Source organism: Pseudomonas sp. NCIMB 10586, assembly GCF_023127895.1.
In the GTDB taxonomy this organism is placed as follows: domain Bacteria; phylum Pseudomonadota; class Gammaproteobacteria; order Pseudomonadales; family Pseudomonadaceae; genus Aquipseudomonas; species Aquipseudomonas synxantha_A.
The window spans coordinates 1-24,177 of sequence record NZ_SPKQ01000001.1 but is presented as its reverse complement, the minus strand read 5'-3'; the positions used below and the strand labels follow the sequence as shown (position 1 = coordinate 24,177).

General features: G+C 58.0%; 19 protein-coding genes and 2 tRNA genes. 2 read left to right on the top strand and 19 right to left on the bottom strand.

Going from position 1 to position 24,177, the window contains the following annotated elements; genetic code table 11:
- Positions 1–139 precede the first annotated feature (139 nt).
- The 11 genes from infB to rlmE all read right to left on the bottom strand — a co-directional run bounded on the left by infB (position 140) and on the right by rlmE (position 11,278).
- Positions 140–2,656 carry a translation initiation factor IF-2 gene (gene infB / locus E4P01_RS00105; protein ID WP_005791478.1) on the bottom strand — a complete coding sequence of 839 codons (2,517 nt, stop codon included), beginning with the start codon at positions 2,654–2,656 and terminating at the stop codon, positions 140–142.
- Between the two features lie 27 nt (positions 2,657–2,683).
- Positions 2,684–4,165, bottom strand: a complete 1,482-nt coding sequence (gene nusA, locus E4P01_RS00100) for a transcription termination factor NusA (protein ID WP_005791481.1) — start codon at positions 4,163–4,165, stop codon at positions 2,684–2,686.
- A gap of 47 nt (positions 4,166–4,212) precedes the next feature.
- Positions 4,213–4,671: a ribosome maturation factor RimP gene (rimP, locus tag E4P01_RS00095; RefSeq protein WP_003235029.1), complete on the bottom strand. Its 459-nt coding sequence runs from the start codon at positions 4,669–4,671 to the stop codon at positions 4,213–4,215.
- Between the two features lie 140 nt (positions 4,672–4,811).
- A tRNA-Met gene (locus E4P01_RS00090) sits at positions 4,812–4,888 on the bottom strand.
- Between the two features lie 96 nt (positions 4,889–4,984).
- Positions 4,985–5,070 (bottom strand) — tRNA-Leu (locus tag E4P01_RS00085).
- Positions 5,071–5,092: 22 nt separating this feature from the next.
- Entirely contained in the window at positions 5,093–5,476 is a 384-nt protein-coding gene (gene secG, locus E4P01_RS00080; RefSeq protein ID WP_003194191.1) for a preprotein translocase subunit SecG, read from the bottom strand.
- A gap of 4 nt (positions 5,477–5,480) precedes the next feature.
- The gene (gene tpiA / locus E4P01_RS00075) at positions 5,481–6,236 is read right to left on the bottom strand and encodes a triose-phosphate isomerase (RefSeq protein WP_005791483.1); all 756 of its coding nucleotides are present in this window, start codon (positions 6,234–6,236) and stop codon (positions 5,481–5,483) included.
- A 66-nt stretch (positions 6,237–6,302) separates the two neighbouring features.
- Positions 6,303–7,640, bottom strand: coding sequence for a phosphoglucosamine mutase (glmM, locus tag E4P01_RS00070; protein WP_005791485.1), 1,338 nt, complete (start codon positions 7,638–7,640; stop codon positions 6,303–6,305).
- A 16-nt stretch (positions 7,641–7,656) separates the two neighbouring features.
- Positions 7,657–8,508 carry a dihydropteroate synthase gene (folP, locus tag E4P01_RS00065; protein WP_032879443.1) on the bottom strand — a complete coding sequence of 284 codons (852 nt, stop codon included), beginning with the start codon at positions 8,506–8,508 and terminating at the stop codon, positions 7,657–7,659.
- An 8-nt stretch (positions 8,509–8,516) separates the two neighbouring features.
- Complete coding sequence (gene ftsH / locus E4P01_RS00060; protein ID WP_032803717.1) at positions 8,517–10,427, bottom strand: ATP-dependent zinc metalloprotease FtsH; 1,911 nt, start codon at positions 10,425–10,427, stop codon at positions 8,517–8,519.
- Between the two features lie 200 nt (positions 10,428–10,627).
- A complete protein-coding gene (gene rlmE, locus E4P01_RS00055; RefSeq protein WP_003194199.1) occupies positions 10,628–11,278 on the bottom strand; it encodes a 23S rRNA (uridine(2552)-2'-O)-methyltransferase RlmE in 651 nt (216 codons plus the stop codon).
- Between the two features lie 106 nt (positions 11,279–11,384).
- On the opposite strand from rlmE, the gene E4P01_RS00050 reads away from it, so the two are divergent.
- Positions 11,385–11,693, top strand: a complete 309-nt coding sequence (locus E4P01_RS00050) for a YhbY family RNA-binding protein (protein ID WP_003176146.1) — start codon at positions 11,385–11,387, stop codon at positions 11,691–11,693.
- Positions 11,694–11,702: 9 nt separating this feature from the next.
- Here the strand turns inward: E4P01_RS00050 and E4P01_RS00045 are convergent, their stop codons facing one another.
- The 8 genes from E4P01_RS00045 to grpE all read right to left on the bottom strand — a co-directional run bounded on the left by E4P01_RS00045 (position 11,703) and on the right by grpE (position 22,176).
- A complete protein-coding gene (locus E4P01_RS00045; protein ID WP_032879441.1) occupies positions 11,703–12,107 on the bottom strand; it encodes a hypothetical protein in 405 nt (134 codons plus the stop codon).
- A 28-nt stretch (positions 12,108–12,135) separates the two neighbouring features.
- Positions 12,136–12,612 carry a transcription elongation factor GreA gene (gene greA / locus E4P01_RS00040; RefSeq protein ID WP_005791494.1) on the bottom strand — a complete coding sequence of 159 codons (477 nt, stop codon included), beginning with the start codon at positions 12,610–12,612 and terminating at the stop codon, positions 12,136–12,138.
- Positions 12,609–15,830 carry a carbamoyl-phosphate synthase large subunit gene (carB, locus tag E4P01_RS00035; RefSeq protein WP_005791497.1) on the bottom strand — a complete coding sequence of 1,074 codons (3,222 nt, stop codon included), beginning with the start codon at positions 15,828–15,830 and terminating at the stop codon, positions 12,609–12,611. Before carB ends, greA begins: the two co-directional genes overlap by 4 nt.
- 105 nt (positions 15,831–15,935) lie before the next feature.
- Positions 15,936–17,072: a glutamine-hydrolyzing carbamoyl-phosphate synthase small subunit gene (gene carA, locus E4P01_RS00030; protein WP_005791498.1), complete on the bottom strand. Its 1,137-nt coding sequence runs from the start codon at positions 17,070–17,072 to the stop codon at positions 15,936–15,938.
- A gap of 259 nt (positions 17,073–17,331) precedes the next feature.
- Positions 17,332–18,138: a 4-hydroxy-tetrahydrodipicolinate reductase gene (gene dapB / locus E4P01_RS00025; protein WP_005791500.1), complete on the bottom strand. Its 807-nt coding sequence runs from the start codon at positions 18,136–18,138 to the stop codon at positions 17,332–17,334.
- A 10-nt stretch (positions 18,139–18,148) separates the two neighbouring features.
- A complete protein-coding gene (gene dnaJ, locus E4P01_RS00020; protein ID WP_005791501.1) occupies positions 18,149–19,273 on the bottom strand; it encodes a molecular chaperone DnaJ in 1,125 nt (374 codons plus the stop codon).
- A 317-nt stretch (positions 19,274–19,590) separates the two neighbouring features.
- Positions 19,591–21,513, bottom strand: coding sequence for a molecular chaperone DnaK (dnaK, locus tag E4P01_RS00015; RefSeq protein WP_005791503.1), 1,923 nt, complete (start codon positions 21,511–21,513; stop codon positions 19,591–19,593).
- Between the two features lie 102 nt (positions 21,514–21,615).
- Positions 21,616–22,176: a nucleotide exchange factor GrpE gene (gene grpE, locus E4P01_RS00010; RefSeq protein WP_005791505.1), complete on the bottom strand. Its 561-nt coding sequence runs from the start codon at positions 22,174–22,176 to the stop codon at positions 21,616–21,618.
- 254 nt (positions 22,177–22,430) lie between these two features.
- Here grpE and recN point away from each other — a divergent pair, with 254 nt between their 5' ends.
- Complete coding sequence (gene recN / locus E4P01_RS00005; RefSeq protein WP_032879439.1) at positions 22,431–24,104, top strand: DNA repair protein RecN; 1,674 nt, start codon at positions 22,431–22,433, stop codon at positions 24,102–24,104.
- Positions 24,105–24,177 lie beyond the last annotated feature (73 nt).

The following is a 24,177-nucleotide window of genomic DNA, read 5'->3' as shown; positions in this document are numbered from 1 at the left end:
CACACGGTGAAACCCGTGGGGTCTGAAAGCGGCAAACGCCCGGCCTGACAAAAGCCAGACCGGGCGTTGCGTTTAGAGTCCGGACACGGCGCGGGGCAAGTACATGCCCACGCGCTGTGTGGCTCCTGAAGTGCGCGAGTTAGAGGCTGCGAGCAACCTGAACCTTCTCGAAGACTTCGATCTTGTCGCCAACCTTGACGTCGTTGTAGCTCTTGACGCCGATACCGCATTCCATGCCGGCACGTACTTCGGCAGCGTCATCCTTGAAGCGGCGCAGGGATTCCAGCTCGCCTTCGAAGATAACGATGTCTTCACGCAGTACACGGATCGGACGGTTACGGTACACGGTGCCTTCGACAACCATGCAACCGGCGATCGCGCCGAATTTCGGCGAGCGGAACACGTCACGCACCTCGGCGATACCCAGGATGTTCTCCCGGACATCGCTGCCAAGCATACCGGTAAGGGCTTTCTTGACGTCTTCGATGATGTCGTAGATGACGTTGTAGTAACGCATGTCCAGGCCTTCCTGCTCGACGATCTTGCGAGCGCCAGCATCGGCACGCACGTTGAAGCCGAACAGTACAGCGTTGGAAGCCAGTGCCAGGTTGGCGTCGGACTCGGTGATACCACCGACACCGCCACCGACAACACGCACTTGCACTTCGTCGTTACCCAGGCCGTTCAAGGCGCCGTTCAACGCTTCGAGGGAACCACGGACGTCGGATTTGAGGACGATGTTAAGCGTCTTCTTCTCTTCCTGGCCCATGTTCTCGAAGATGTTTTCCAGCTTGCCGGCGTGAGCACGGGCCAGCTTGACTTCGCGGAACTTGCCTTGACGGAACAGAGCCACTTCACGGGCTTTCTTCTCGTCGGCAACTACGCTCATCTCGTCGCCAGCGTCCGGCGTACCGTCCAGGCCGAGAATCTCGACCGGGATAGCAGGACCTGCTTCCTTGATTGGCTTGCCGTTCTCGTCGAGCATGGCACGTACACGGCCGTAGTTCGAACCGACCAGCACCATGTCGCCTTGGCGCAGGGTACCGTCTTGAACCAGCACGGTCGCGACCGGGCCACGGCCCTTGTCGAGGCGCGATTCAACTACCACACCACGGCCAGGAGCCGAAGGCGTAGCAGTCAATTCCAGGACTTCAGCTTGCAACAGGACCGCTTCGAGCAGTTCGTCAACGCCGGTACCCATTTTCGCCGAGACCGATACGAATGGCGTCTCGCCACCCCATTCCTCGGATGTCACGCCGTGAACCGACAGTTCGCTACGGATGCGATCGAGATCGGCGCCGGGCTTGTCGATTTTGTTCACGGCTACAACCAGAGGAACACCGGCAGCCTTGGCGTGCTGGACAGCTTCAATGGTCTGCGGCATTACGCCGTCGTCCGCTGCAACCACCAGGATCACGATGTCGGTCGCCTTGGCACCACGGGCACGCATTGCGGTAAACGCGGCGTGACCTGGAGTGTCGAGGAAGGTGACCATGCCGCGTTCGGTTTCAACGTGGTATGCACCGATGTGCTGGGTAATACCACCGGCTTCGCCTGCGGCAACCTTGGCACGACGGATGTAGTCGAGCAGGGAAGTTTTACCGTGGTCAACGTGGCCCATTACGGTCACAACCGGTGCACGGGAAACTGCCTCGCCTTCAAACTTCAGGGACTCGGCCAGGGAATCTTCCAGGGCGGTGTCGCTGACCAGGGTCACTTTGTGGCCCAGCTCTTCAGCAACCAACTGGGCAGTTTCCTGATCCAGTACCTGGTTGATGGTGGCCGGGGTGCCCAGCTTGAACATGAACTTGATGATTTCAGCAGCCTTGACCGACATCTGCTGGGCCAGATCGCCCACAGTGATGGTCTCGCCGATCTTCACTTCACGCACGACAGGGCCGGTTGGGCTCTGGAAACCGTGAGCGTTGCGTTTTTTCAGCTTGGCCTTGCCGCGACCACCGCGACGGAAGCCATCGCTTTCTTCGTCGGTAGTACGTGGGGCAACGCGTGGAGCAGGCGCTTTCTCTTTGACCGAGGCACGATGCGGAGCGTTTTTGCGCTCGCCATCGCCACCACCACCGCGACGATTGTTATCGTCGGCACGTGGTTTGTCCGGACGACGAGGTTCGTCGCGCTTGCGGGCGTCAGCTGCAGGAGCAGGCGCAGCAGCAACCGGGGCGGCCTCACGCACAGCTTCAACAGGAGCGGCAACCGCTTCAGTGTTGGCAGGTTGCGCAGCAGCAGGCTGGCGACGCGCTTCTTCTTCGGCGCGACGCTTGGCTTCTTCTTCAGCCTTCTGGCGAGCAGCATTTTCTACTGCGCGACGTTCATCCAGCTCGCGTTTGCGCTCGGCTTCGATTTCTTCCGGGCTGCGCTGTACGAAGACTTTCTTCTTGCGTACTTCTACGCTGATGCTCTTGCTACCCGCAACACGCAGGGTGCTGGTGGTTTTGCGCTGCAATGTAATCTTGCGCGGTTCTTCCACTTTCGCCTTGTGGCTGCTCTTCAAGTGAGTCAGCAAAGACTGCTTCTCACTATCGCTCACACCTTCATCGGCGGCGGTGTGCGGCAGACCTGCCTCACGCATCTGCTGCAACAGGCGCTCTACCGGTGTTTTGACCTCATCGGCCAGTTGTTTCACCGTGACTTGCGTCATGCACTTCTCTCCTCAGGCCGCGCCTAATTACTCGAACCAATGGGCTCGGGCGGCCATGATCAACTTGCCGGCACGATCTTCGTCAATGCCGTCGATGTCGAGCAGATCGTCAATAGACTGCTCGGCCAGGTCTTCGCGGGTAATTACGCCGCGCACCGCCAGTTCCATCGCCAAATCCTTGTCCATACCCTCAAGCGAGAGCAGGTCTTCGGCCGGATGGGCGTCTGCCAGCTTTTCCTCAGTAGCGATGGCTTTAGTCAACAAACGATCCTTGGCCCGAGCGCGAAGCTCGTTGACGGTGTCTTCGTCAAAGCCGTCGATGTTGAGCATTTCTTCCAACGGTACGTAGGCAATCTCTTCCAGGCTGGTGAAGCCTTCATCTACCAGTACCTGTGCCAGGTCTTCATCGACTTCCAACTCTTCGATGAAGTTGCGCAGGATGTCACCGGTTTCAGCTTGCTGCTTAGCCTGGATGTCCGATTCGGTCATCACGTTCAGGGTCCAGCCGGTCAGTTGGCTGGCCAGACGCACGTTCTGACCACCACGACCAATGGCCTGAGCCAGATTGTCTGCGCCAACGGCGATGTCCATTGCATGGGCATCTTCGTCAACGATAATTGCCGCCACTTCAGCCGGCGACATGGCGTTGATCACGAACTGCGCCGGGTTATCGTCCCACAGGACGATATCCACACGCTCACCGCCCAATTCGCCCGACACTGCCTGGACGCGCGAACCGCGCATACCGATGCAAGCGCCTTGCGGGTCGATGCGTTTGTCCTTGGAGCGAACCGCGATCTTGGCACGCGAACCCGGATCGCGGGACGCAGCCATGACTTCGATCAGACCTTCGGCAATTTCCGGCACTTCGATGCGGAACAGCTCGATCAGCATTTCCGGCGCGGTACGCGACAGGATCAGCTGAGGACCGCGGTTCTCGGTGCGGATTTCCTTGAGCAGCGCACGCAGACGCACGCCGACACGGAAGGTTTCGCGAGAGATGATGTCTTCGCGGGCCAGCAACGCTTCGGCGTTGTTGCCCAGGTCGACGATCACATTGTCGCGGGTAACTTTTTTCACGGTGCCGGAGATGATTTCACCCAGGCGCTCGCGATAAGCGTCAACGACTTGAGCGCGCTCGGCTTCACGAACCTTCTGCACGATGACCTGCTTGGCGGTCTGTGCAGCAATACGGCCGAATTCGATCGATTCGATCTTTTCTTCGACGACATCACCGACCTGGGCGCCCGGGTGCGTTTGCGCAACCTTGCTCGGCCAGGTTTCGATGGCCGGATCATCAAGATCGGCTTCTTCGACGACCGTCCAGCGACGGAAAGTCTCATAGGCACCGGTGTGGCGGTTGATTTCCACACGCAGATCAACTTCGTCTTCAAAACGCTTTTTGGTAGCAGTGGCCAGGGCCAGCTCCAGCGCTTCAAAAATCACGTTTGCCGGTACGCCCTTTTCATTGGATACCGACTCAACAACCAGCAGTACTTCTTTGCTCATCGTACGCCTCGCCTTTCGCAAGCCATTGGATCCGCGGGATCCGCGTCTCAGTCAAAACTGGGAATAATGTTGGCCTTGTCGATCATATCGATCGGCAACAGGAACTCATGGTCTTCTACCTGCACCACGACATCCTGTTCTTCTACACCGCGCAGAAGGCCCTGAAAGTTGCGTCGCCCTTCGAAGGGCGAACGCAGCTTGATCTTCACTTGTTCACCGGCAAATTTTGCAAACTGATCAATAGTGAACAGTGGGCGTTCCATGCCTGGCGAGGAAACTTCAAGGGTGTACTCAACGGAAATCGGATCTTCAACATCCAGCACACCGCTGATCTGACGGCTGACAATGGCACAATCGTCCACCAGCACGCCGCCCTCTTTATCGATATAAACGCGCAACATTGAGTGGCGACCTTGAGCCGAAAACTCAATACCCCAGCATTCATAGCCTAGGGCCACGACCACCGGGGCCAGCAAGGCCTGCAACTCTTCTAGCTTGCTCGACACCTGAACCCCCTCGTGCATGTATGTGCATGCTGTGCAAAATAAAAAAATGGGCGAAACGCCCATCCTTGAAACGCCGTCGAACAGCGGCGTTGAAAGTGTCCAGCTAACAAAAAGCCCCTTAAAAGGGGCTCCGCTAAAACTGGTTGCGGGGGCCGGATTTGAACCGACGACCTTCGGGTTATGAGCCCGACGAGCTACCAGACTGCTCCACCCCGCGACAAAGCTGGGGCGGAAGTATACGACCGATCCCTTACAGGGTCAATGTAACCTTCCACCTACAAGAAAGCCCGCAACAGCGGGCTCTCCTGATAATTGGTACCGAGAAGGGGACTCGAACCCCTACACCCTATGGGCACAACCACCTCAAGGTTGCGTGTCTACCAATTCCACCACCTCGGCAATACAGCGCTTACAACCCTTCTTACTTCTGCTCTTGAGCTGGAGGTACGTCAGTCGCTGGAGTAGCCGACTTTTGCTCTTGAAGCACCGGGACATCATCAGAAGCCGGTTTTGCTTTTGGAACTTCCAACACTGCTGGGTTTGGCAAACCTACCTGAGTCAGCACATGAGCTTTCTCTTTAGCAAAGTAACCTAACCCTAAGCTGGTTATGAAGAAACCTGCGGCAAGTATAGCAGTAAACTTACTAAGAAAGGTAGAGGAACCTTGGCTTCCGAACACAGTATTTGAAGCACCTGCACCGAAAGACGCACCAGCATCCGCACCTTTACCCTGTTGCAACAAAACCAGAGCAACTACGCTCAGGGCAGCCAACAGATGAAAAACGACTACGACTGTTTCCAGCATTTTTTCAGTTTCCCGCGGCGCGACAGATCGCACCGAACTCATCTGCATTCAGGGAAGCTCCACCAATGAGCCCCCCATCGATATCCGGCATGCCGAACAGTTCGACCGCATTGGCCGCCTTCACGCTGCCGCCGTATAGAAGCCGCACACCTTGCGCGACTTCAGAATTCTCTGCCGCCAACTGCGCGCGGATGGCTGCATGCACATCCTGCGCCTGTTGCGGTGTAGCAGTCAGTCCGGTGCCAATGGCCCAGACCGGCTCGTAAGCAATAACCGCCTTTGCAAACGCACCAACACCCAGCTCCTCGATGATGCTGCCCAGCTGACGCGAGACAACTTCAAGAGTCTTGCCCGATTCGCGCTGCTCAAGGGTCTCCCCTATGCACAACACCGGAACCAAGCCACAAGCCTGTGCCGCGGCGAACTTGCGATTGAGCGTCGCATCCCGCTCGCCCATCATCTGACGGCGCTCGGAGTGCCCAACGAGTACATAGGCACAACCCGCATCAACCAACTGACTCGGCGAAATCTCACCGGTCAATGCGCCTTGCATAGGCTCCACCGCAGAATTCTGCGCGCCGACCTGGATCGACTTGCCCTTCAAGCCATCAACCACTTGGTTGATATGCAAGCAAGGTGGGAAAACCGCGACATCAACACCGCTAGGCAAGGCCAAGTGACGAAGGCCATTGATCAGCTCAGCGACACTGGCGCGGGTACCGTGCATCTTCCAGTTACCAGCTACCATAGTGCGACGCATGCTGTACCCCGTCGGTCAAAGTGGGCGCAGATGTTACCCAACCACACCATCACTGGCAAGCCGAATTCAGGCGCAAACTTCAGTTACCAGTTTTGCCAGGTCTTCGGCATGGCCGCGAACCTGGGTTTCGTCCTCGCCTTCGACCATGACACGCACCAGAGGCTCAGTGCCCGACTTGCGCAACAACACACGCCCACGCCCAGCCATTGCCTGGGTAACACGCTCACAAGCCTCTTTGACGGCAGGGTGCTCGATCGGATTTTCACCACCGGCAAAACGCACATTGAGCAGCACCTGCGGACACTTGCGCAGGGCCTGACGCGCCTGCGCCAGGCTCTCGTCACGACGACGCAAGGCCAGAAGCACCTGCAGCGCAGCGATGATGGCGTCGCCCGTAGTCGTATGCTGGAAGCATACGACGTGTCCCGAGTTCTCGCCGCCTACCAGCCAGTTACGCTCCAGAAGCTCGGCGATCACATAACGGTCGCCGACATTGGCGCGGATAAACGGAATACCCAACTCCGCCAATGCCAACTCAAGCCCCAGGTTGCTCATGAGGGTACCCACGACGCCGCCCTGCAGCTTGTTACGCTCATGCAGATCACGGGCAATGATGAACAGCAAATCATCACCATCCACAATCATGCCGGTGTGATCCACCATCAGCACACGATCACCGTCGCCATCGAACGCGATACCCAGGTCCGCATGTTCGGCCAGAACCGCCGCCTGCAGTTGCTCCATATGCGTGGAGCCGCAGTTGTCGTTGATGTTCAAGCCGTTAGGCTGAGCCGATAGTACAGTGACCTGCGCTCCCAGCTCCTTGAAAACACTTGGCGCTACCTTGTAGGTCGCACCATGGGCGCAATCGACAACGATCTTCAGCCCGGCAAAATTGGTACTGCTCGGCACGCTGCTTTTGCAGAATTCGATATAACGGCCGGACGCATCATTGATACGCGACACCTTGCCCAGCTTGCTGGATTCGACCACCGTCATCGGCGCATCCAGCAGCTCTTCGATCATCAACTCGATCTCGTCAGGCAACTTGGTGCCCTGCCCCGAGAAGAACTTGATGCCATTGTCGTCATGCGGGTTGTGCGACGCACTGATCACAATACCGGCTTCAGCGTGAAAGGTACGCGTCAGGTAAGCGATCGCTGGCGTCGGCATGGGCCCCAACAGCATTACGTCGGCGCCGGCAGCAGATAAGCCTGCCTCAAGCGCGGATTCAAACATATAACCCGAAATACGGGTGTCCTTGCCAACCAGGATCCGGCACGCCCCCATGCTGCGGAACGCCATGCCTGCCGCCCAACCCAACTTGAGCATGAAATCAGGGGTAATCGGAAACTCGCCAACCCGACCACGGATGCCGTCGGTGCCAAAGTATTTTTTAGTCATAAGTGCTCCATCATTCTTATTCGGCTGATTCTACAGCGGCAATCATGCGCACCACATCCACCGTCTCGGCGACATCATGCACACGCAAAATACGAGCGCCCTTGGTCACGGCAAGCGCTGCAAGGGCGAGGCCGCCGTACAAGCGCTCACCCACCGGGCGATTCAAGGCCAGCCCTATCATGCTCTTGCGCGACACACCGACCAGCAGCGGCCGACCAAGGGCATGCAGCGCCTCCATATGCTTGAACAGGCTTAAATTATGTTGCAGGGTCTTGGCAAAGCCAAACCCCGGGTCAAGGATGATCTTTTCGCACGCGATGCCCACCTCGACACACTGAGCGATCCTGTCTGCCAGGAACCCAGTGACCTCACCGACCAGGTTGTCGTAGTGAGGACTGTCCTGCATGTTACCGGGCTCACCCAGCATGTGCATCAGGCACACCGGCAGGCCGGTCGCTGCAGCTGCATCGAGAGCACCGTCACGCCGCAACGAACGCACATCATTGATGAGCCCCGCCCCCAGACGCGCGGTTTCACGCATTACCGCGGGAGTTGAAGTGTCCACAGAAATGATCACATCCAGCTCACGGGCGATACGCTCGACAATGGGCGCTACCCGCTCAAGCTCTTCCAACGGGGATACCACACGAGCCCCAGGCCGAGTGGACTCGCCGCCCACATCAATCAAGGTCGCGCCGGCAGCCACCATCGCCTCGGCATGACGCAACGCGGCATCCAGCTGGCTGAAACGGCCACCATCGGAAAAGGAATCAGGAGTTACATTGAGAATACCCATGACATGCGTATGGGCCAAATCAAGAACCCGGTTGCCGCAAGGCAACCGGGTAGAGGACAAAGCAGAAGTCATTTCAAACCTTAGTGGTCAGCTGCCGGGCCGCCGATCGGGGTCTCAGGGCGTTCGTTCTGAACGACGGGTGGGGTACCCGAAGTACCTGAACCACCTTCCCAATCGCGAGGCTCACGCGGTGTGCGACCGGCCATGATGTCGTCGATCTGATCGGCATCAATGGTCTCGTACTTCATCAGCGCATCAGCCATGGCATCAAGCTTGTCGCGGTTATCGGTGAGGATCTGCTTGGCCGTGCCATAACACTGGTCAATGATGCTGCGAACTTCGGAGTCGATCAGCTTGGCAGTCTCACCGGAGAAGCTGGCACTTTGACCGCCACCACCACGACCGAGGAACACCTCACCCTCTTCCTCTGCATACATCAAAGGACCGAGTTTTTCCGACAAGCCCCACTTGGTCACCATATTTCGTGCAATCTGGCTGGCACGCATGATGTCATTGGAAGCACCTGTGGTGACGCCATCGAAGCCCAGGGTCATCTCCTCGGCAATCCGCCCGCCATAAAGCGAACAGATCTGGCTGATCAATGCACGCTTGGAGAGGCTGTAACGATCCTCTTCCGGCAGGAACATGGTCACACCCAGCGCACGGCCACGAGGAATGATCGACACCTTGTAGACCGGGTCATGCTCAGGCACAACGCGACCAACAATGGCGTGACCGGCTTCGTGATAAGCCGTGTTCTGCTTCTCTTTCTCGGACATGACCATGGATTTGCGCTCAGCGCCCATCATGATCTTGTCTTTTGCCAATTCGAACTCTTTCATTTCAACAATGCGCTTGCCGGTACGGGCAGCAAACAACGAAGCCTCGTTGACCAAGTTGGCCAGGTCGGCACCGGAGAAGCCAGGCGTACCACGGGCAATCACAGCCGGAGCCACGTCGTCACCCATTGGCACCTTGCGCATGTGTACTTTCAAAATCTGTTCACGACCGCGGATATCCGGCAGGCCAACCACGACCTGACGGTCGAAACGGCCCGGGCGCAGCAACGCCGGGTCCAGTACGTCCGGACGGTTGGTCGCGGCGATGACGATAATGCCGTCATTCATCTCGAAACCATCCATCTCTACCAGCAACTGGTTGAGGGTCTGCTCACGTTCATCATGACCACCACCCATGCCAGCGCCACGATGGCGACCAACGGCATCGATCTCATCGATGAAGATGATGCACGGCGCATGCTTCTTGGCCTGTTCGAACATATCGCGAACACGGCTGGCGCCCACACCGACGAACATCTCGACGAAGTCAGAACCGGAAATAGTGAAGAAAGGCACCTTGGCTTCGCCGGCAATCGCCTTGGCCAGCAAGGTTTTACCGGTACCTGGTGGACCTACCATCAACACGCCGCGAGGAATACGACCACCCAGGCGCTGGAACTTGCCCGGATCACGCAGAAACTCGACCAACTCACCCACTTCTTCCTTGGCTTCGTCGCAACCTGCAACGTCAGCCAGGGTAGTCTTGACCTGGTCCTCGGAGAGCAGACGTGCCTTGCTCTTGCCAAAGCTCATCGGCCCGCCCTTGCCTCCCGCACCACCTTGCATCTGGCGCATGAAGAACATGAACACGGCGATAATCACCAGGATCGGGAAGCTTGCCACCAGGAGCTGAGTCCAGATGCTTTGCTGTTCAGGCTGCTTGCCTTCGACAACCACGTGGTTATCCACCAGGTCACCGATCAGACCGTTGTCCTGGATTGCCGGACGAATGGTCTTGAAGCTGTCGCCGTCGTTGCGCTTACCGGTAATCACGTAGCCATCAACCGCTACGCGCTCGACCTTGCCATCCTTAACTTGCTGGATGAAGTCGGAATAGTTGAGGGTCTGCGGCTCGTTAGGGCTGGAGAAGTTGTTCATCACCGTCACCAGGACAGCCGCGATGATCAACCACAGGATCAGATTCTTTGCCATATCGTTCAATTAACTACCCTCTGAAGCAAGCTCCGCTACTGGCGCGCGCTTCGCATGATATTCACCGGCCTAACTTACTACATTACCTACAACTCTGGCAGGCGCCGTCTGTAACCCTTTGTGAAACTTTGACTACACAATATTCGTAAAGCTTCGTGACGAAAGCGATATAAAAAAACCTATCGCCCTCCTCGAATTTCTCAAAAACGCTCTTCGCTCGCTGCGCCTTCAACACCGCGGTAGCCACGGCACAGCAGATACTGCTCCCTGGACCGGTCACGGGAAGAGTCCGGTTTACGGGTCTGCACCTTGTCGAACAACTTGCGAATGTTCTTGTGGTACTCGTCGAAACCTTCGCCCTGGAAGACCTTCACCAGGAAATCGCCACCCGGACGCAATACCCGACCTGCCAAATCCAGCGCCAGCTCACACAGGAACATGGCACGCGGCATATCAACAGCCGGTAATCCACTCATATTGGGGGCCATGTCGGAAATCACAAGGTCTACCTGCGAATTTCCCACAGCCTCCAGGATCTCGGCCAATACCTTGTCTTCGGTAAAGTCGCCGTGAACAAAGGTCACGTCCGGGATGCTGTCCATCTCGAGGATGTCGGAAGCGATCAATCGGCCTTGCCCACCAATCAGACGACTGGTCACCTGGGACCAGCCACCGGGGGCCGCGCCGAGATCGATAACGCTCATGCCCGGACGGATCAGTTTATCCTTGTCCTGGATCTCCAGCAGCTTGTAGCTGGCCCGGGAACGGTAGCCGTCCTTTTGCGCCTTTTTGACGTAAGGATCATTGAAATGTTCTTGTAGCCACTTAAGGCTGGTTTTGGAACGGGCCACGGGCCACCTCGAAAAATAAAACGGGTCGTGATTAACTGGGCGGTCCCGGACTCGCTCGGGTAAACTGGCCGCCGCTTTTTACAAGATCAGACGCAGGGGTCAGATTATGCCGCTCACTCAAGAGCAGAAGAAACAGTACAAATCCATTGGCCACCATCTGAAACCAGTTCTGATTGTGGCAGACAACGGGTTGACTGAAGGTGTTTTAGCCGAATTTGAACGCGCACTGAACGATCACGAACTGATCAAGATCAAGGTCAATATCCTTGATCGCGAAGCGCGTTTGGCCGCCGTTGCAGAACTGTGCAAGGTGGGCAAAGCGGACCTGGTTCAGGTCATCGGCAAGATGGCGCTGCTGTATCGCAAGAACTTCAGCGTCAACAAGCAACTGTCGAACGTTCATCGCTTCAAATGATGAAAAGGGTCACGGGCGTGCTTCGCGCGCCCTGCCACTCCACCCCGGCGCCGGCTGCATGACCAGCACCAAACCGGAAAACCCTAGCACAAGATAGCTGAATAACTGCCAGCGCAACGCTTGCGGCAGCCAAATATACACCACGCAAAACATCGCGCACGCATACAGCGCCATCAACAGCAGTTGCCCGCGAATGTCCCGCCACAAACTCTCAAAGCCCTCAGCCTTGACCAGCACTAACGCCTGGAGCAACACACACGCCGCCGCAAAACCCACCAGCAGCGCGCTCAGCAATTTGTCGATCTCATCGATCAGCAACGGTGCCAGACCAATAAGGCCCAGCACCGGCAATACACCCATATGCAACAGCCACAGGCCGCCCACCCAAAGCATTTGAGAGAGCTGCCAAAGCATGGCGCCCGCACGTAGCGGGCGCCGTCTTTCAGATGTGGCGGACTTCGACAATCTCGTACTCAATGACGCCGCTCGGCGTTTTCACGGCAACGACGTCGCCCTCTTCCTTGGCAATCAAGGCGCGAGCGATCGGCGAGCCGACAGAGATCTTGCCTTGCTTGAAATCAGCCTCATCCTCACCCACGATCTGGTAAGTCACGCTTTCGTCAGTCTCGACGTTGGCGATTTCCACGGTCGTGCCGAAAATCACCTTGCCGGTATGCGGGATGGTCGTGACGTCGATGATCACCGCATTCTGCATGCGGCCCTCGATATCACGAATCCGCGCCTCGACCATACCCTGCTGCTCGCGAGCAGCGTGGTATTCGGCGTTTTCCTTCAAGTCACCCAGCTCGCGGGCCGTACCGATGTCCTGGCTCAGCTTCGGACGTACGACCTTGGTCAGATGGGCGTGTTCCTCTTCCAGGGCCTTGGCGCCCTGGACGGTCATTGGGTATTTGATCATGCCTTCAATCCTGCGTGTAGATCCTGCAAGCGACGCACGGTCTTTTCCGGACCGAACTTGAGCGCTTCGCAGATAGCTTCGCCAGCAGCAATAGTGGTGGTGCAGTAGATCTTGTGCTGCAAGGCATTACGACGAATGGAGTAGGAATCCGCGATCGACTGACGACCTTCGGTGGTGTTGATGATCAGCGTGACTTCGTCATTCTTGATCATGTCGACCACATGCGGACGGCCTTCCGTCACCTTGTTCACGCGACGTACTTTCAGGCCCGCAGCCTCGATCAGCTTGGCGGTCCCGGCAGTCGCGACAACTTCAAAGCCCAAGTTGATCAGATCACGGGCCACGCCCGCAACCAGTGGCTTGTCGTCATCACGCACGCTGATAAATGCAGTACCGCCGGTCGGCAGCACTTCGCTGGCACCCATCTGGGCCTTGGCGAACGCTTCACCGAAAGTATCGCCCACGCCCATCACTTCACCGGTGGACTTCATCTCTGGGCCCAGGATCGGGTCCACACCAGGGAATTTGGCGAATGGGAACACCGCCTCTTTCACGCTGTAGAAGTTGGGAATGATTTCCTTGGTAAAGCCGATTTCCTTCAAGGTCTTACCGGCCATCACACGGGCAGCGATCATGGCCAGGGACACACCGATGCACTTGGATACAAACGGCACGGTACGCGAGGCACGCGGGTTGACTTCAATGACGTAAATGTCTTCGCCTTGCAGCGCCAACTGAACGTTCATCAGGCCGACCACACCCAGTTCCAGGGCCATTTTCTTGACCTGTTCGCGCATCTCGTCCTGGATGTGCGCCGGCAGCGAGTACGGCGGCAGCGAGCACGCGGAGTCACCGGAGTGAACGCCGGCCTGCTCGATGTGCTGCATGATCGCGCCGATCACTACGTCAGTACCGTCGCATACCGCATCCACGTCCATTTCGATGGCGCAGTTGAGGAAGTGGTCCAGCAGCACCGGGCTGTCGTTGGACACTTTCACCGCATCACGCAGGTAGCGCTTGAGTTCGTCTTCTTCATAGACGATTTCCATCGCGCGACCGCCCAGTACGTAGGACGGGCGCACCACCAGCGGGTAGCCGATCTTGCTGGCTGCACGGATGGCTTCGTCTTCGCTGCGCACAGTAGCGTTTGGCGGCTGACGCAGGTTCAGGCGCTCAACCATCTGCTGGAAGCGCTCACGGTCTTCGGCACGGTCGATAGCGTCCGGGCTGGTACCGATGATCGGCACGCCGGCAGCTTCCAGGGCACGCGCCAGTTTCAGCGGGGTCTGGCCGCCGTATTGGACGATCACGCCCTTAGGCTTCTCGACGCGGCAGATTTCCAATACGTCTTCCAGCGTTACCGGCTCGAAGTACAGACGGTCGGAAGTGTCGTAGTCGGTGGAAACGGTTTCCGGGTTGCAGTTGACCATGATGGTCTCGTACCCGTCTTCGCGCAGGGCGAGGGCGGCGTGTACGCAGCAATAGTCGAACTCGATACCCTGGCCGATACGGTTCGGACCGCCGCCCAGGATGATGATCTTGTCGCGATCCGACGGCGCGGCTTCGCACTCTTCCTCATAGGTGGAGTACATGTAGGCAGTGTCGGTGGCGAACTCTGCGGCGCAGGTGTCAACGCGCTTGTAGACCGGAAAGATATCCAACTTGTGGCGATGAGTACGCAGGTTCTTCTCGGTCACACCCAGCAGCTTGGCCAGGCGCTGGTCGGAGAAGCCTTTGCGCTTGAGGCGGAACATCAGGTCGCGGTCGATAGACGACAGGCCCAGAGTCTTGACCTTCTCTTCTTCCTTGATCAGATCTTCGATCTGCACCAGGAACCACGGATCGATCATGTTCATGCCGAAGATATCTTCGACGCTCAGGCCGGCACGGAAGGCGTCAGCCACGTACCAGATACGCTCGGCACCCGGCACGGTCAGCTCGCGCTTGAGGATGCTCATGCTTTCCGGATTGCTCAGGTCGAGCTTCTCGTCCAGGCCGCAAACACCGACTTCCAGGCCGCGCAGGGCTTTCTGCAGGGATTCCTGGAACGTACGGCCGATCGCCATGACCTCGCCGACCGACTTCATCTGGGTGGTCAGGCGCGCATCAGCCTTGGCGAACTTCTCGAAGGCAAAGCGTGGCAGCTTGGTCACAACGTAGTCGATAGACGGCTCGAAAGACGCCGGCATAGCGCCGCCGGTGATTTCGTTTTGCAACTCGTCCAAGGTGTAGCCGATAGCCAGCTTGGCAGCGATACGCGCAATCGGGAAGCCGGTAGCTTTCGAGGCCAGCGCAGAAGAACGCGATACACGTGGGTTCATCTCGATTACGACCATGCGGCCGGTGTCCGGGCAGATGCCGAACTGAACGTTGGAACCGCCGGTTTCAACGCCGATCTCGCGCAGTACCGCCAGGGAGGCGTTACGCAGGATCTGGTATTCCTTGTCGGTCAGGGTCTGCGCCGGAGCTACGGTGATCGAGTCACCGGTGTGCACGCCCATCGGATCGAAGTTTTCGATGGAGCAGACGATGATGCAGTTGTCCTTTTTATCGCGGACCACCTCCATCTCGTATTCTTTCCAACCGATCAGCGATTCGTCGATCAGCAGCTCTTTGGTCGGCGACAGGTCCAGGCCACGCGCGCAGATTTCTTCGAACTCTTCACGGTTGTAGGCAATGCCGCCACCGGTGCCGCCCATGGTGAAGGACGGACGGATAATGCACGGGAAGCCCAGGGTCTCAAGGACCGCATTGGCTTCTTCCATGCTGTGGGCGATACCGGAACGCGGGCACGCCAGGCCGATGGACTTCATGGCCTTGTCGAAACGCGAACGGTCTTCAGCCTTGTCGATGGTGTCGGCATTGGCGCCGATCATCTCTACGCCGAACTTTTCCAGGACGCCTTCGCGCTCCAGGTCCAGGGCGCAGTTCAATGCAGTCTGGCCGCCCATAGTTGGCAGCAGCGCGTCCGGACGCTCTTTCTCGATGATCTTGGCAACGGTCTGCCATTTGATCGGCTCGATGTACGTCGCGTCGGCCATGGCCGGGTCGGTCATGATGGTGGCCGGGTTGGAGTTCACCAGGATGACGCGGTAGCCCTCCTCACGCAGGGCCTTACAGGCCTGGGCGCCGGAGTAGTCGAATTCGCAGGCCTGGCCGATCACGATCGGGCCAGCGCCGAGAATCAGGATGCTTTTTATGTCTGTACGTTTTGGCATGGGTTTGTCACTCAAATCCGCAGGTCAGTCGGCAAGCCGTCTAGAACAATCCTTGAAGAGCCTGCGGGGGCCACCGTGGTTCGGGGCCGCCCGCAGAGCACTCAGTCAGCGTCGCTTGGCCATCTCATTGATGAAACGGTCGAACAGCGGCGCTACGTCGTTCGGGCCCGGGCTGGCTTCAGGGTGGCCCTGGAAGCTGAACGCGCTCTTGTCGGTGCGCTCGATGCCCTGCAGGGAACCGTCGAACAGCGACTTGTGAATGGCGCGCACATTACTCGGCAAGCTGGCTTCATCCACCGCAAAACCGTGGTTCTGGCTGGTGATCATCACAACGCCGGTGTCCAGGTCTTGTACCGGGTGGTTGGCACCGTGGTGGCCATGGCCCATTTTCAGGGTCTTGGCGCCGGAGGCCAAAGCCAGCAGCTGGTGGCCAAGGCAGATACCAAACACCGGAATGTCGGTTTCCAGCACGTCCTTGATGGCCTGGATAGCGTAGTCGCATGGCTCTGGGTCACCCGGGCCGTTGGACAGGAACACGCCGTCCGGCTGCATCGCGAGCACATCGCTGGCAGGTGTTTGCGCGGGCACCACGGTCACGCGGCAGCCACGCTCGACCAACATGCGCAGGATGTTGTACTTGACGCCGTAGTCATAGGCGACCACGTGGTAAGGCAGATCGGCAGCCTCGATAGTCGCGTGGCTGTCGGTTTTCAGATCCCACACAGTGGAACGCCACTCGTACTTCTCTTTGACGCTGACGACTTTCGCCAGGTCCATGCCTTTCAGGCCAGGGAAGCCTTGTGCTGCGGCAATCGCCGCCTCGTCGGAAATATTGTCACCGACCATGATGCAGCCATTCTGCGAGCCTTTTTCACGCAGGATGCGCGTGAGGCGGCGCGTATCGATACCGGCGATCGCCACAACATTGTTGGCTTTCAGGTAATCGGACAGCGACATCGTGTTACGCCAGTTGCTCGCAACCAGTGGCAGGTCACGAATCACCAGACCGGCCGACCAGACACGATCAGACTCGACATCTTCCGGTGTAGTACCGGTGTTGCCGATGTGCGGATAGGTCAGGGTAACGATCTGTTGGGCGTAGGAAGGATCGGTAAGGATTTCCTGATAGCCGGTCATGGCGGTGTTGAACACCACCTCTCCAACGGTTTGACCGTCGGCTCCAATGGCTTCGCCGCGAAAAATGCTGCCATCAGCAAGGGCGAGTATGGCTGGCTTAGTCAAGAAGACCTCCCGTAAATAAAGCCTGAAAGGGCGATCGCAGGTTGTAAAAAAGCGGAGTGACGTATGGACACGTCACCCCGCTTCTTCATCGAATTATTCTGCGCGCTTTTAGTGGACACACTAAAGCTGTAGCTTACAGAAAAAGGCTTTTTGGGTCCACCGCTAATGAGCCTTAAAGGCAGGAGAATGCGACAGGACGTCGCTTAGCGGGTAAAAACGGGGCCTCAGGATAATCCCGAGGCCCCATTTAAGCTACTGATTAGTGCAGATCCAACACGTCGCGCATGTCATACAGGCCCGGCTCGCGGCCTTCCAACCAGAGTGCAGCTCGCACTGCGCCCTTGGCGAACGTCATGCGGCTTGAAGCCTTGTGCGTGATCTCCAGGCGCTCGCCTTCGGTGGCGAACAACACCGTGTGATCGCCAACCACATCACCACCGCGCACGGTTGCAAAGCCGATGGTGTCGCGTGCGCGCTCACCGGTATGGCCTTCACGCCCGTATACCGCCACTTTCGATAGATCGCGGCCCAGCGCATCAGCGATAGCTTCACCCATGCGCAACGCAGTGCCCGACGGCGCATCGATCTTGTGGCGGTGATGAGTCTCGATAATCTCGATATCGGCTTCGTCACCCAGCACACGCGCTGCCAGGTCCAACAATTTCAGCGACAGATTCACGCCAACGCTGAAGTTGGCAGCAAAGACGATCGGAATATCCTTGCCCGCCTCCACCAGCAACTGCTTCTGCTCAGCACTCAAACCAGTCGTACCGATCACCATGGCCTTGCCTGCCTTGCGGCAGAAGGCCAGGTTTTTCAGCATCACGTCAGGCAAGGTGAAATCGATGAGCACGTCAAACTCGTCAGCCACCTGCTCAAGGCTGCCCGTCAACGAGACACCGATGCGGCCCAACGACGCCAACTCACCGGCATCCGCACCGATCAACGTGCTGCCGGGGCGAACAATCGCCGCCGTCAGCCCGGAGGCCGGCGAGCGTTGCTGCACCGCCTCGACCAGCGTCTTGCCCATGCGCCCGGCAGCGCCCATTACGGCTATACGTCGCATATTCACGTCCTTACAGGTCGCCGAAGAAGCGTTTCACGCCATCGAAGAAGCCAGTGGTTTTCGGCGAATGGGAGTCATCGCCTTCCAGCGAGCTGCGGAACTCTTCGAGCAGTTCGCGCTGACGACGGCCCAGGTTGACCGGGGTTTCCACCGCCACACGACACATCAGGTCGCCCGCACCGCCACCGCGCACTGGCGCAACGCCTTTGCCACGGATGCGGAACTGCTTGCCAGTCTGTGTCCCCTCGGGAATCTTGAGTTTGACTCGACCATCAAGGGTCGGAATCTCCAACTCACCGCCCAGGGCCGCATCGACAAAGCTGATCGGCACTTCGCAGAACAGGTGTTTGCCATCGCGCTGGAAGATCGAGTGCTCACGCACATTGATCACCACGTACAGGTCGCCAGTCGGACCACCCTGGGTACCCGCCTCGCCTTCGCCCGACAGGCGAATACGATCGCCGGTATCCACACCCGCCGGCACTTTCACCGAGAGGGTCTTGTACTCTTCAACACGACCTTCGCCGTGGCAGGAATCGCACGGGTCGGAAATGATCTTGCCCTGGCCATGGCAACGCGGGCAGGTTTGCTGCACCGAGAAGAAGCCCTGCTGCATGCGCACCTGACCGATGCCACCACAGGTCGGGCACGTGATCGGCGAGGAGCCTTTCTTGGCACCCGAACCGTCGCACGGCTTGCAGTTAACCAGCGTCGGCACACGAATATTGACGCTGGTGCCGCGCACGGCTTCTTCCAGATTCAACTCCAGCGTGTAGCGCAAGTCACTGCCACGCTGCGCGCCGCCACGTTGACCGCCACGACCACCGCCGAAGAAATCGCTGAACACGTCGCCGAAAATATCGGAGAAGTTCTGACCGCCGAAACCGGCGCCGCCGCCACCCATGCTCGGGTCGACGCCGGCATGACCGTACTGGTCGTAGGCCGCACGCTTATTGGGATCACACAGGCATTCGTAGGCCTCATTGGCCTCTTTGAACATCTCTTCGGATTCTTTGTTATCCGGATTACGGTCGGGGTGGTGCTTCATCGCCAGGCGACGGTAGGCCTTCTTCAGGTCCGCCTCGCTGGCCCCGCGCTCCACACCCAATACTTCGTAATAGTCACGCTTTGCCATAAGTCTTTGCACTCTTAAGGACGTTCGGCCTGGCCCTCCTGAACCCTGCCAAACTCGTTGAGCCCCAATACAGGCCCGGACCCAACTCACGTCAATTCAACGATCCTGGTCATTACTGCTTTCAGCCAGGGACCCGGCCAAAAACGCGGTGAATGCCATTCGGAAAGCAGGAGCATTCCCGATCACACCGCCAGCATCCGAGCGTTGTCGCATGCTGTAAAAATTCGCATACCCCAGACACGCCAACGCGGGAGCAAGCTCCCGCGCGGCGACATCCTACCAGTCACCGCTTGTGAGCGGTCAACCGGGCGACCAAGTTACTTCTTCTGGTCTTCTTTGACTTCTTCGAACTCGGCATCGACAACATCGTCGTGCTTGGCTTCTGGCTCTGCCTGCTGCGCAGCACCGTCAGCCGGCTGGCCTTGTTCGGCGTACATTTTCTGAGCGACCGGTGCGGAGACTTTCGACAGCTCCTCGATCTTGGCTTCGATGGCAGCCTTGTCGTCACCTTTGATGGCGGCTTCCAGGGCAACCAAGGCCGCTTCGATTGCGGTTTTCTCTTCTTCGGTCACTTTGTCGCCAGCATCAGCGATCATCTTGCGAGTCGAGTGAACCAGCGCATCACCCTGGTTACGGGCGCCAGCCAGTTCAGCAAACTTGGCATCCGCATCAGCGTTGGCTTCTGCATCACGAATCATCTGTTGAATTTCTTCATCAGACAGACCGGAGTTGGCCTTGATGGTGATCTTCTGCTCTTTGCCGGTTGCCTTGTCTTTCGCGCCGACGTGCAGGATGCCGTTGGCGTCGATGTCGAAGGTCACTTCGATTTGTGGCACGCCACGTGGTGCTGGTGGAATCTCAGCCAGGTCGAACTTGCCCAGGGACTTGTTCTGCGCGGCTTGCTTGCGCTCACCTTGCAGCACGTGAATGGTCACGGCGCCCTGGTTGTCATCGGCAGTCGAGAACACCTGGGATTTCTTGGTAGGAATCGTGGTGTTTTTCTCGATCAGCGCAGTCATCACGCCACCCATGGTTTCGATACCCAGGGTCAGCGGGCTCACGTCCAGCAGCAATACGTCTTTTACGTCACCGGCCAATACCGCACCCTGGATGGCAGCACCCATGGCAACAGCTTCGTCCGGGTTCACGTCTTTACGTGCTTCTTTGCCGAAGAACTCGGTTACCAGCTTCTGCACCAGCGGCATACGGGTCTGACCGCCGACCAGGATCACGTCGTTGATCGAGCCAACGTCGATACCGGAGTCTTTCAGTGCAATACGGCAAGGCTCGATGGTGCGCTGAACCAGGTCTTCAACCAGAGCTTCGAGCTTGGAGCGCGAGATTTTCACGTTCAAGTGCTTAGGACCGGTAGCGTCTGCAGTGATGTACGGCAGGTTGACGTCGGTCGACTGAGCGGAAGACAGCTCGATCTTGGCTTTTTCAGCGGCTTCTTTCAGGCGCTGCATGGCCAGCGGGTCACCCTTGAGGTTCATGCCGCTTTCTTTCTTGAATTCGTCTACCAGGTAGTCGATCAGACGGATGTCAAAGTCTTCACCACCCAGGAAGGTGTCGCCGTTGGTGGCCAACACTTCGAACTGGTGCTCGCCGTCAACTTCTGCGATCTCGATCACGGACACGTCAAAAGTACCGCCACCCAGGTCGTAGACGATCACAGTGTGGTCGCCCTTGGCCTTGTCCATGCCGTAAGCCAGAGCGGCTGCGGTTGGCTCGTTGATGATACGTTTTACGTCCAGACCCGCGATGCGGCCGGCGTCTTTGGTTGCCTGGCGCTGGCTGTCGTTGAAGTAGGCCGGAACGGTGATCACCGCTTCAGTCACTGCTTCACCGAGGTAGTCTTCGGCGGTTTTCTTCATCTTTTTCAAGATTTCAGCCGAAATTTGCGGCGGCGACATTTTCTGGCCGTTTACTTCAACCCAGGCGTCACCGTTGTCGGCCTTGGCGATTTTGTAAGGGACCATCTTGATGTCTTTCTGTACGACTTCTTCGTCGAACTTACGACCGATCAAACGCTTTACCGCATACAGGGTGTTATGCGGGTTGGTCACAGCCTGACGCTTGGCCGACTGACCGACGAGGATTTCACCGTCGTTGGCGTAAGCGATGATCGACGGAGTGGTACGTGCGCCTTCGGCGTTTTCGATAACTTTTGCAACGCCGTTTTCCAGCACGGAGACGCAGGAGTTGGTGGTCCCCAGGTCAATACCGATAATTTTGCCCATGATTTACTCTCCCGAACTTTGAATTTGGTTGCCGCAGCAGTTGTGGCTAACTGCGGTAGCACTTAAACGCTTGACTTATAGATGGGGGCCTTGCGGCGGATTTCAAGCCTGCTCATCAATAGAAGGTGCAGCGGGTGCAGGAGCCTTGCTCACCACCACCATTGCCGGGCGCATCAAGCGACCATTGAGCTGGTAACCCTTCTGGAACACCTTCATCACGCTGTTAGGCTCCAGATCGTGGCTTTCCTGCATGGCCATGGCCTGGTGATGCTCAGCATTGAACGGCTCGCCGCCTTGCGGATCGATCGCTTCCAGCTGATAACGCTTCAGGGTGTCCTGGAACATTTTCAGCGTCAGCTCGATACCTTCACGCATTGGGCGGATGTTTTCGTCGGCCGGGTCAGACAACTCAAGACCACGTTCAAGACTGTCGATGATCGGCAGCAGATCGCCAGCGAATTTTTCCAGCGCGAATTTGTGAGCCTTTTCTACGTCCTGCTCGGCACGGCGGCGGACGTTCTGCAGATCGGCGGCAACACGCAACGATTGATCCTGCGCAGCGGACAATTGCTCTTCGAGCACTTGCACGCGGGTGGCCAGCTCATCACCGGCAGCCGCATTGGCGTCTGGAGTTTGCGTATCCTGCGTCTGTTCGTCAGCCATAGATTTCTCCTTTCAAAATCATGCGCGATCTCGACTCGCGCTTCTGTTCCGGTATATGGGGCCACAATTTCCAGGTTCAAGGGCGCGGGCGTTACCAAAAGTCTTTCGCATGACTCGGATCATTTCCTGCCCCTACATTCCTCATCGCGCTAAAAAAAGCTATTGATCAAGCAAATCGAGCTAAGCGCCAGGATTGTCAGCCACAAACAAAACACTGTATAAATAACCAGACCTCAAGCCTGGGAGCGGCCGTCATGCTCGTGCACCTGTCTGTACATAACTACGCAATCGTTGAACATCTGGATCTCGAACTGGATCGCGGGATGAGCGTAATCACAGGCGAAACCGGCGCCGGCAAGTCGATCATGCTCGACGCCCTCGGCCTGACCCTCGGCGACCGCGCCGACAGTGGCGTGGTACGCCCAGGCTCCGACAAAGCCGATATCCTGGCCACCTTTGACCTGGCCGACATTCCCGAGGCCGAAGCATGGCTGGTCGAGCGCGACCTGAACAATGAAGGCCCGTGCATTCTGCGCCGGGTGATCACTGCCGAAGGTCGCTCCCGCGGCTATATCAACGGCACGCCGTGCCCACTTGGCGACTTGAAAGCCCTGGGTGAGCTGCTGATCGATATCCACAGCCAGCATGAACACCAGTCCCTGCTCAAAACCGATACTCACCGCCGACTGCTCGACGAATACGCCGGCGCCACCGACCTTGCCCGCCAGGTTCAACTGGCCGCCCAACGCTGGCGCCAGACACGCCAGGAACTGGAACGCCTCTCCAACTCCGGCGATGAACAACGCGCCCGCCACCAACTGCTCAGCTATCAACTCGAAGAGCTTGAAAGCCTGGGCCTGGGCGAGACCGAACTGGAGCAGCTTGAGCAGGAACACAAGAACCTGACCAATGCAGAGACCTTGCTGGGTATCTGCCGCCAGGTCGTCGAGCAATGCAGCGAGAGCGACTCGGGTAATGTGCTCAACGCACTGACAGCCAGCCTCAATCGCCTGTCCAGCGTGAACAATGCTTCCGGCTCGTTGAATGAGGCCACTACCCTGCTCACCAGCGCACAGATCCAGGTTGAGGAAGCCGTCGGCGAACTCAACCGCTTCCTGGACCACTTCGATGCCGATCCGGCACGCCTGCAGGAAATAGAAGAACGCCTGGACACCATCTACACCCTGGCGCGCAAGCATCGCATCCAGCCCACTGAACTGGCTGCCATGCAACAGAAGCTGCTGGATGAAATCGACACACTGAATGCCAACGACGAGTCCATCGAGCGACTGGGCGAGGAGCTCGCTTCGTTTGCCCGCCATTATCAGGAAAAGGCCCAGGAGCTGAGCGACCTGCGCCAACAGGCCGCCACCAGCCTGGCCAGCGCCGTCGAGCAGGAAATCCAGCGCCTGGGTATGCCGGGCGGGCGCTTCACCATCGAACTGCGCGCCAACGCCAGCCACGAACTGCAGCCCCATGGGCTGGAGCAGGTAGAACTGCTGGTCAGCGCCAACCCCGGTCAGCCACTCAAGGCCCTGGCCAAAGTGGCCTCAGGCGGCGAGTTGTCGCGGATCAGCCTGGCGATCCAGGTGATCACCGCGCAGACCTCACGGGTACCAACGCTGGTATTCGATGAAGTAGACGTTGGCATCGGCGGGCCAACCGCAGAAATTGTTGGCCAATTGTTGCGTCGCCTGGGGGATCGCGGCCAGGTACTTACGGTGACTCACTTGCCGCAAGTGGCGGCTCAAGGGCATCAACATCTATTTGTGCACAAGGTGCGCGGCAGCGATGCGACACACACGGCCGTCTCCAAGCTGAACAAGTCGGAACGGGTAGAAGAAGTTGCGCGGATGCTCGGCGGTATCGACCTGACCAAGGAGTCGTTGGCTCACGCGAAAAAAATGGTCGTGGCCGCGAAGGCTTGAACGGGTACTTTTCCTCTTTATTGTACGGACCGGACACATGGTTGACGGGTGTGCGGGGACATGGTGGACACTT

Bases quoted from the DNA above. Each gene is read 5' to 3' on its own strand.
- infB (WP_005791478.1), bottom strand. From the start codon at position 2,656: ATGACGCAAGTCACGGTGAAACAACTGGCCGATGAGGTCAAAACACCG.
- nusA (WP_005791481.1), bottom strand. From the start codon at position 4,165: ATGAGCAAAGAAGTACTGCTGGTTGTTGAGTCGGTATCCAATGAAAAG.
- secG (WP_003194191.1), bottom strand. From the start codon at position 5,476: ATGCTGGAAACAGTCGTAGTCGTTTTTCATCTGTTGGCTGCCCTGAGC.
- tpiA (WP_005791483.1), bottom strand. From the start codon at position 6,236: ATGCGTCGCACTATGGTAGCTGGTAACTGGAAGATGCACGGTACCCGC.
- glmM (WP_005791485.1), bottom strand. From the start codon at position 7,640: ATGACTAAAAAATACTTTGGCACCGACGGCATCCGTGGTCGGGTTGGC.
- folP (WP_032879443.1), bottom strand. From the start codon at position 8,508: ATGACTTCTGCTTTGTCCTCTACCCGGTTGCCTTGCGGCAACCGGGTT.
- ftsH (WP_032803717.1), bottom strand. From the start codon at position 10,427: ATGGCAAAGAATCTGATCCTGTGGTTGATCATCGCGGCTGTCCTGGTG.
- E4P01_RS00050 (WP_003176146.1), top strand. From the start codon at position 11,385: ATGCCGCTCACTCAAGAGCAGAAGAAACAGTACAAATCCATTGGCCAC.
- E4P01_RS00045 (WP_032879441.1), bottom strand. From the start codon at position 12,107: ATGCTTTGGCAGCTCTCTCAAATGCTTTGGGTGGGCGGCCTGTGGCTG.
- greA (WP_005791494.1), bottom strand. From the start codon at position 12,612: ATGATCAAATACCCAATGACCGTCCAGGGCGCCAAGGCCCTGGAAGAG.
- carB (WP_005791497.1), bottom strand. From the start codon at position 15,830: ATGCCAAAACGTACAGACATAAAAAGCATCCTGATTCTCGGCGCTGGC.
- dapB (WP_005791500.1), bottom strand. From the start codon at position 18,138: ATGCGACGTATAGCCGTAATGGGCGCTGCCGGGCGCATGGGCAAGACG.
- dnaJ (WP_005791501.1), bottom strand. From the start codon at position 19,273: ATGGCAAAGCGTGACTATTACGAAGTATTGGGTGTGGAGCGCGGGGCC.
- dnaK (WP_005791503.1), bottom strand. From the start codon at position 21,513: ATGGGCAAAATTATCGGTATTGACCTGGGGACCACCAACTCCTGCGTC.
- grpE (WP_005791505.1), bottom strand. From the start codon at position 22,176: ATGGCTGACGAACAGACGCAGGATACGCAAACTCCAGACGCCAATGCG.
- recN (WP_032879439.1), top strand. From the start codon at position 22,431: ATGCTCGTGCACCTGTCTGTACATAACTACGCAATCGTTGAACATCTG.